Origin of the sequence: Paeniroseomonas aquatica (assembly GCF_030409335.1) — a bacterium.
GTDB classification, from domain to species: domain Bacteria; phylum Pseudomonadota; class Alphaproteobacteria; order Acetobacterales; family Acetobacteraceae; genus Belnapia; species Belnapia aquatica.
In genome coordinates this window covers 1-7321 of record NZ_JAUFPN010000018.1, presented here as the reverse complement: position 1 = coordinate 7321, position 7321 = coordinate 1, and the positions used below count along the sequence as shown (strand labels likewise).

5 protein-coding genes and 1 pseudogene are annotated in these 7321 nt (G+C 63.9%); 3 read left to right on the top strand and 3 right to left on the bottom strand.

Annotated elements, in window-relative coordinates:
* Positions 1-634: 634 nt before the first annotated feature.
* Positions 635-1276, bottom strand: coding sequence for a hypothetical protein (locus QWZ14_RS02115; protein ID WP_290314910.1), 642 nt, complete (start codon positions 1274-1276; stop codon positions 635-637).
* 378 nt (positions 1277-1654) lie between these two features.
* Complete coding sequence (locus QWZ14_RS02110; protein ID WP_290314909.1) at positions 1655-1912, bottom strand: hypothetical protein; 258 nt, start codon at positions 1910-1912, stop codon at positions 1655-1657.
* Positions 1913-2207: 295 nt separating this feature from the next.
* On the opposite strand from QWZ14_RS02110, the gene QWZ14_RS02105 reads away from it, so the two are divergent.
* Positions 2208-2558: a catalase family protein gene (locus QWZ14_RS02105; RefSeq protein WP_290314908.1), complete on the top strand. Its 351-nt coding sequence runs from the start codon at positions 2208-2210 to the stop codon at positions 2556-2558.
* A 170-nt stretch (positions 2559-2728) separates the two neighbouring features.
* Here the strand turns inward: QWZ14_RS02105 and QWZ14_RS02100 are convergent, their stop codons facing one another.
* Positions 2729-3214: a VOC family protein gene (locus QWZ14_RS02100; RefSeq protein ID WP_290314907.1), complete on the bottom strand. Its 486-nt coding sequence runs from the start codon at positions 3212-3214 to the stop codon at positions 2729-2731.
* Positions 3215-3431: 217 nt separating this feature from the next.
* Here QWZ14_RS02100 and QWZ14_RS02095 point away from each other — a divergent pair, with 217 nt between their 5' ends.
* Together QWZ14_RS02095 and recD2 are read left to right on the top strand one after the other, a co-directional pair.
* The gene (locus QWZ14_RS02095) at positions 3432-4505 is read left to right on the top strand and encodes a YihY/virulence factor BrkB family protein (protein WP_290314906.1); all 1074 of its coding nucleotides are present in this window, start codon (positions 3432-3434) and stop codon (positions 4503-4505) included.
* Between the two features lie 54 nt (positions 4506-4559).
* A pseudogene (gene recD2 / locus QWZ14_RS02090) lies at positions 4560-6750 on the top strand (SF1B family DNA helicase RecD2).
* Positions 6751-7321 lie beyond the last annotated feature (571 nt).

Sequence of the window (7321 nt, the reverse complement as noted above, 5' to 3'; positions counted from 1 at the left end):
AAAGAACCGACGCAAGAAGGGCCCGGTGTCTGCGCTTACGATTGATCATGGAGGCGGCAAGATGGGCGAAGCCCATCTAACTGCGGCGTGTCTTGTCACGTCGTAGGGCGATGCGGGCAAAGTCCTTGAGCCTGGAGAAGAGATTCTCGACGTGGTGCCGACGGGCATACAGCACGGGATTCCAGGCGGTGAATCGACCATGCCTCGCTTGGGCGGGGTGTGGACAATGCAGTCCTCGGCGGCGAAGCCGCACGGAGCGGCGCCAAGACGTAACCGCGGTCAAGCGCCGCGTCGCAGGCCGGGATGCCCGAGGGCGGTGCTATCGCATAGCGCAGGTCCGAATGGTACCCGGGGCTGACGATCAGCCGCAGGATACGACCTGCGCCATCGGCGCCGGCATGCAGCTTGGAGCAGGGCCCGCCAGGGCTGTTGCCGAACTGCCGACAGCGCCACTCCCGGCCGCGACCATGATGGTCGCGGCTGTCACAAGGCCAATGCCGCGCATTGCCTGCAACGCCTCGACCACCGGCGCCAGCGACTAACCAGGCAGCAAGTTCTCCATCGTTGCTTCAATCCACATGAGGCGCTCACGCGCATACCGTTCAGCCCCAACCATCTCGTGCATATAGCTACGTTATGGGCGATCCATCCGGATTGAAGCAGCACGGGTTCTTTCGGATGTGGTCCGTGCGAAGGTCGGACCATCATCAAAAGCAAGCCTGGCGCGATCGGTCAGTCCGATTGTGTCCCAAATCGCCGCAGGTTCGATGTGCTCGGTAGTGAGCCTTGCTTTGCCAGTTACGAGTTGCCGCTCCACCCGAAGTTGTTGCGCTGGAGTGAGTTGTTCCCAGTCTCGTGCCAACCAATCATTTTGCCGGACCGTATTGCGCACCCAGACATTGCGATCTTGCTCGACAGGTGATGGTGAAACAGGCAAAGGATCAGGCCTGGAAGGTAGTTCATGTCTGGAAGGCACGTCTGGTGTCATAGACAATCCTGGGTGCTTTGATGGTGCCGCCTCAAAAATTGGCTTTCGCTGTGGTTCTGCCTTAGCGGGGACAACACTTTGGGCCAAGCGGTTAGGGCGCTGCTCCAGGTTTCCGTGCCGCTCCGAGTATCCAGCTGGATCGAAGAACTGGTCCAGATAATCCATACGATTCAAGGTTTCGCAGCCTGAAACCATCAGTGTCGCCAGCAGCGCCAGCGAACAGTGTCCGCAATCCAAACTGCGGGGCATCCTGAAGGCCAACCAAAGGACGTGCTTATTGGAAGCCATAGCTGCATTAACCAATGGCGGTTATCGAGGATGCAGCTATGGCGAAATGTTGAAGTTGCAGGGCTGACCTCGTGTTCGGCCGATGCGAACACAGCGACGTAGACGGACGATATAAGCTGCTGTTGCCCATTCCGTGCCGGATAGGCCCGACTTAAGTCATTTGAGGTGCGAGAATGTGAAGCCGTTCGCCAGCGGCTTTTCAAGCCCTTCTGCGTTCTGTTGACCTCGCAAGGAACAAAAACTATGAAACGCAAGCTCGTCATGACAATGCTTGTTGGCGCGATTTCCTTCAGCTTCGTAGCGTGTGGCACAAGCCCGGGTGGACGAGCTGTTTCAGGCGGACTTCTCGGTGCTGGTGCAGGTGCCGGAGTAGGTGCCTTAACAGGTGGTAGTGCTGGTACAGGAGCTTTGGTCGGCGGTGGCATCGGTGCGGCCGGCGGTGCCCTGACGGCACCGCGACGGTATTAAACATCTAATCAGACATTTGCGTCCGCTCGACTGCACCCAGCCGTTGCTGCCACCACGCTCGGTTGGGTGGCGCAGCGCCGCGTCGTCTTGCTTTTGGATGAGGGGAATTTGCTGCATGACCAGCATCAGCGACACCCACTGGGCGTCGTCCGGGCTTGTCCTGGTCATGGCCGCGTTCCCTTGAAAGCCTTGAGAACTTCCAAAGTGGCGCGGCCAGAGACCGGATCGCAGCCAGACCGGTTAGGCAGACAGTCCGGTCACAGACCCTAGGCCGACCCGCCGGCTTCGGCCCAGGAGACGCCAAGAAGGCCGATAGCCGCGCCAGCACGCCACAACAGGGAGACTTAGCGCCAGGCCCGCCACAGCGCCCCGTACCTGGCAGTGTTGGTGTCAATACCTTCCGCTTCCGCGGCGCAGATGGCGAGGTCCGTCCGGCACGCTGGGTATTCGAACCCGTGGCCGAATGCAGCGCCTCAGCGATGAGCAGATGCGCAGCCAGCCCGCCGACTTCCTGGCTGAGGAGTTGCGAGGCCGGGTCGCCCAGGCGCTTGCCGCCTTCGACATGATGTTGATGTTCCCACAGGCCGGCGATGATCTGAACGACCCGACCACCGCATGGCCCGACGACCGGCAGCGTGTGACCGTGGGTCGGCGGACGGTCACTGAGGTCGCACCTGGGCCGGGCGACGCCTGCGACCGGATCAGCTTCCTGCACTGGCCAACTCCCGGGGTCGAGTTCAATGACGATCCGACGCTCCGTGCTCGGCCGGCACCCTATGCGCTGTCACTCGTGAAGCGGACACTTCCTCAATAGCGACAGGCCAGACGTCAGCGTTCCGCCGACCTGGCGGCCCGACAGAGAGTTCAGAGGGCCGCCCACACCAGCACCTGCGGCAGGGCGAAACGGCGTTTCGTCCAACTAGTGGATAAAACCTGACGCTTGGTACCCGCGCAGTAGGTCGGACTTGGGCGGAAAGCGGCCCCTCAACTGATGGGATCAGTGGTCGCCGTCACCAGAGGCGGCTGCATGAACTCGATCGTCGCTCCGTCGGGACCAACGGCGTAGATCACCCGCGTTCCGGCCCGCGCGCCGCTCGCGATTGGCTGAGGTGTGCCCTGTGCCTTCCAGCCGTAGGCAGCGATCCGTGCGAGGAGCGCGTCGATGTCATCGACCACGAGGGCGAGATGCGCGAAGCCTGGGTCGAACGGCTTGGCCGGCGCGCTCGGCCGGTCCAAGCCCTGATATTCCAAGAGTTCGATCATCTGATCCGCTAACGACACTATCGCCAAGCGCACCCGTGCCCCATGTGCCCCCGTCACTTGGCCGAGGAACTCGCCCCCCATCTCACCCGTCCGCACGAGCCGCGCGCCGAGCCCATCAACCCAGAACCGAAGGCTCTCATCGAGAGACGCAACCGCAAAGCCGACATGGTCGGCGCGTTGCACCTGGATGTTTGCGTCTCCCATCATGCGGACCGTTCTACCGGCAAACGAGCCGGGCGTCTGCTTTGGGTCGAGAGCGGCTATGGCGCGATGGGTACCAAGCGTCAGACTTTGACCACTAGGGCTTGGCTGTGTGGAACACCTACTCGCGTACGAGACATTACAGCCGTGCCGCTTCACAGATCCAAGGAAACTGGCTTACCAAAAATCCGTTACAAGATGATATTTATCATGGACGTTTGCCATGGGTCGGATTTGGGCACTGCTGAAAGATACCGGAGAAGGCTTCCTAGCAGATGACGCTTTGACGCGGGCTGCTGGCATTGCGTACTTCACCTTGTTCTCAATTGGACCGCTGCTGTTCATCGCCACCGGTATCGCCAGCTTTGTTTTCGGCCGCGACCAGGTCGATGAAGCAATTACTGCTCAAATGAACGGCATGCTGGGTGAACAATCAGCGCGCGAAGTCGGGCGCATGGCTGAGGGAGCCATGGGCGGTGCACGCGGCGGCTGGGCATTGGCGATCGGCTTTGGCACCTTGATGCTCACCGCCGGCGGCGCCTTCGGTGCCCTGCAGAACGCTTTGAATGCCATCTGGAAGACCGAAGTGCCGGAGGCCGGCTCGATCACCGAAACTGTCTCGCGTTTGGTCAAAGCTAAGGCTGCAGCGCTCGGCCTGGTGGCGACGACGGGCTTCATCCTCATTGCCTCCCTCGCAATCAGCGCTGCCATAACTTCCTTCAGTTCCTGGCTCGAAGCATCCCTTCCGGGCGGGGCGATGCTCGCCTTGGTGTTGAGCATTTCGGTGACGATCGGCGTGCTGACGCTTCTGTTCGCGGCGATTTACAAGATTTTGCCGGATCGCAGGCTCGCCTGGCGCGACGTTTTCATTGGCGCGTTCACCACCGCGGTCCTGTTTACCGTCGGCAAAACTCTGATCGCGCTCTATGTCGGCAACAGCGATGTTGCCGCCGGCTTCGGTGCTGCGAGCGCGATCATCATCGTGCTGGTATGGCTCTATTACTCGGCGCTTATTTTTCTTGCGGGTGCTGAATTTACCCGGGCTTGGGCCAATTTCAACGGAAGCAAGCAGGCAGTGCCGGTTCCAGCCAAGCCGGCTGATGCTGTGCTCGCAAAGGATACCGAGCAAGGCGGATCGCAGCTTCAATCCGCACTAGCACCAGAGCCCGCACCCAATGCTATCCCGCAGCTTCTTGTTGCCCTGCTTCCGTTCGTCGTCACCGGGATCGTACAAGGCTTGGTAGCGCATTGGTCGCAGACGACACGCGACCGCCGGCCACTGCCGCGCCGCGGCTAAAGTGCCCGGCTATCCAATACGGCGTCCACAGACTCAACTATCGCAACGATGGTAATGGCTGAATCCGCCCTGGTCGCTCCAACTGAGGCCCTGGCTGGGCTGGTCGAGCGAGTGACCTACCACAACGTCGAGACCGGCTTCTGCGTCCTGCGGGTCAAGGCGCGGGGCCAGCGTGACCTGGTCACCGTGGTCGGGCACGCCGCCGCCATCTCGGCCGGCGAGTGGGTCCAGCTTTCGGGCAGCTGGATCAACGACCGCACTCATGGCCTGCAGTTCAAGGCCGGCTTTCTCAAGGCGACCCAGCCGACCACGGTCGAGGGCATCGAGAAGTACCTCGGCTCCGGCATGATCCGCGGCATCGGCCCGAGCTATGCCAGGAAGCTGGTGCAGGCCTTCGGGGCGGCGGTGTTCGAGCTGATCGAGGCCGAGCCGCAGCGCCTGCGCGAGGTCACCGGCATCGGCCCCAAGCGCGCCGCCCGCATCGTCGCCGGCTGGGCCGACCAGAAGGTCATCCGCGAGATCATGCTGTTCCTGCACGCCCACGGCGTGGGCACCTCGCGGGCGGTGCGGATCTTCAAGACCTACGGCGCCGCTGCCGTGCAGGTCATCACCGACAACCCCTACCGCCTGGCCCGAGATATCCGCGGCATCGGCTTCCGCACCGCCGACCTCGTCGCCCAGAAGCTCGGCATCGCGCCGACGGCGATGATCCGGGTGCGGGCCGGCATCTCCTTTGCCCTGGCCGAGGCGACAGGGGAGGGGCATTGCGGCCTGCCTGTGGCCGAATTGAGTACACTGGCGAGCACCTTGCTGGCGGTGGAGCCCAGCCTGGTCAGCGCCGCCCTCACCCTGGAGCTCAAGGCAGGAGAGGTCGTGGCCGATACCCTGGGCGGCGAGCCCTGCGTCTTCCTGGCCGGGCTGTACCGGGCCGAGCAGAGCATCGCCGAGCGGCTGCGCGCCCTGGCCCAGGGACGGCCGCCCTGGCCAGCGATCGACGCCGGCAAGGCCATCCCCTGGGTCGAGGGCCGCACCGGGCTGGCGCTGGCGCCGAGTCAATGCGCGGCGCTACAGCTGGCGCTGCAAGCCAAGGTGTTGGTGATCACCGGCGGCCCGGGCGTGGGCAAGACGACGCTGGTGAACTCCATCCTGCAGGTGCTGCGCGCCAAGGCGGTGGAGGTGGCACTTTGCGCCCCGACCNCGGACCATCCACCGCCTGCTCGAGGCTGACCCCAAGGCCGGGGGCTTCAAACGGAGCGAGGAGACCCCACTGGCCTGCCAGCTGCTGGTGGTGGACGAGACCTCGATGGTGGACGTGCCACTGATGCGGGCGCTGCTGCGGGCGCTGCCGACCGAGGCGGCGCTGCTGCTGGTCGGCGACGTCGACCAGCTGCCCTCGGTGGGACCGGGGCAGGTGCTGGCCGACATCATCGGCTCCGGCACCCTGCCGGTGGTGCGGCTGACGGAGGTGTTCCGCCAGGCCGCCACCAGCCAGGTGATCGTCAATGCCCATCGCATCAACGCGGGCAGGATGCCCGAGCTCGCGGCGGTTGAGGGCTCGGACTTCTTCTTCGTCGAGGCCGCTGACCCGGAGGAGGGGGTCCGCAAGCTGTTGGCGGTGGTTAAGACCCGGATCCCGGCGCGCTTCGGCCTCGACCCGATCCGCGACATCCAGGTGCTCTGCCCGATGAACCGCGGCGGCCTGGGCGCGCGCTCCTTGAACATCGCCCTGCAGCAGGCATTGAACCCGCCCGGCGAGGTTCGGGTCGAGCGCTTCGGCTGGAGCTACGGCGTCGGCGACAAGGTGATGCAGGTGACCAACGACTACGACCGGGACGTCTACAATGGCGACCTCGGCATGGTCACGGCGATCGACCCGGAGGAGGCAGAGCTGGTGGTCAGCTTCGAGGGCCGGACGGTGGTCTACGGCTTCGGGGAGCTGGACGAGCTGGTGCTGGCCTATGCCACCACGATCCACAAGAGCCAGGGCTCGGAGTACCCGGCGGTGGTGATCCCGCTGACCACCCAGCACTACACCATGCTGGCGCGCAATCTGCTCTACACCGGCGTCACCCGCGGCAAGCGGCTGGTGGTGCTGGTCGGGCAGCGGCGGGCGCTGGCGATCGCGGTGAGGAACGGCAGCGCACGGCGCCGCTGGTCCAAGCTCGGCGAGTGGCTAGGAGGTGCCGGGGTGCCGATTAACCTTCAACCGGCCAGCAGCCATAGCGTGCCAATGCCTTCCGGGTAGGCGAGCCGTGCTCGCTTTCCAGCTGGGCGCGGCGCTGAAGCCGCCGCGCCCCAATCAACCTTATCGCCGGTCTGTGCTACCGCTGCTCGAAGGGGCTGGCGCGCCCGGGTTAGCTCCGGTGGTGTTGGAGCCGGTCGCACGGTCAAGCGCCCGCCCCGCTGCCGTACCCGGCGGATTGCCACGCGTACCATCCGGTCGCGGGGTTTCGCCTTGCATCCGGTCAACAGCGCGCCCCGTTACCGTGCTCGGGGGGTTGCCGGGTGTGCCATCACGTGGAGATGCCGACGTGCTGCCGCTGGTACCTGTCCTGCCGGATGGCATGCTTTGGGCGAAACCATGGGTTGACGCGATGACCAGCGTCGCGCCGAGCGTGATGGCTGCCGCGGTAAGTACTTTCATAGGAAGCGTTCCTCTTTGCTGCATTCTGCGGTCAGAAGCCGCAAACGCGGCAACGCGCAGAACGAGCGGCCGTTTGCGTAGTTGTTCTGTTGGTAACATGGAATAGAGGGCGGGCGGCCGCGATCAGCCTCCCCCTTACATGAGGGTTCGGTTGTCAACGATGGCTCTACAT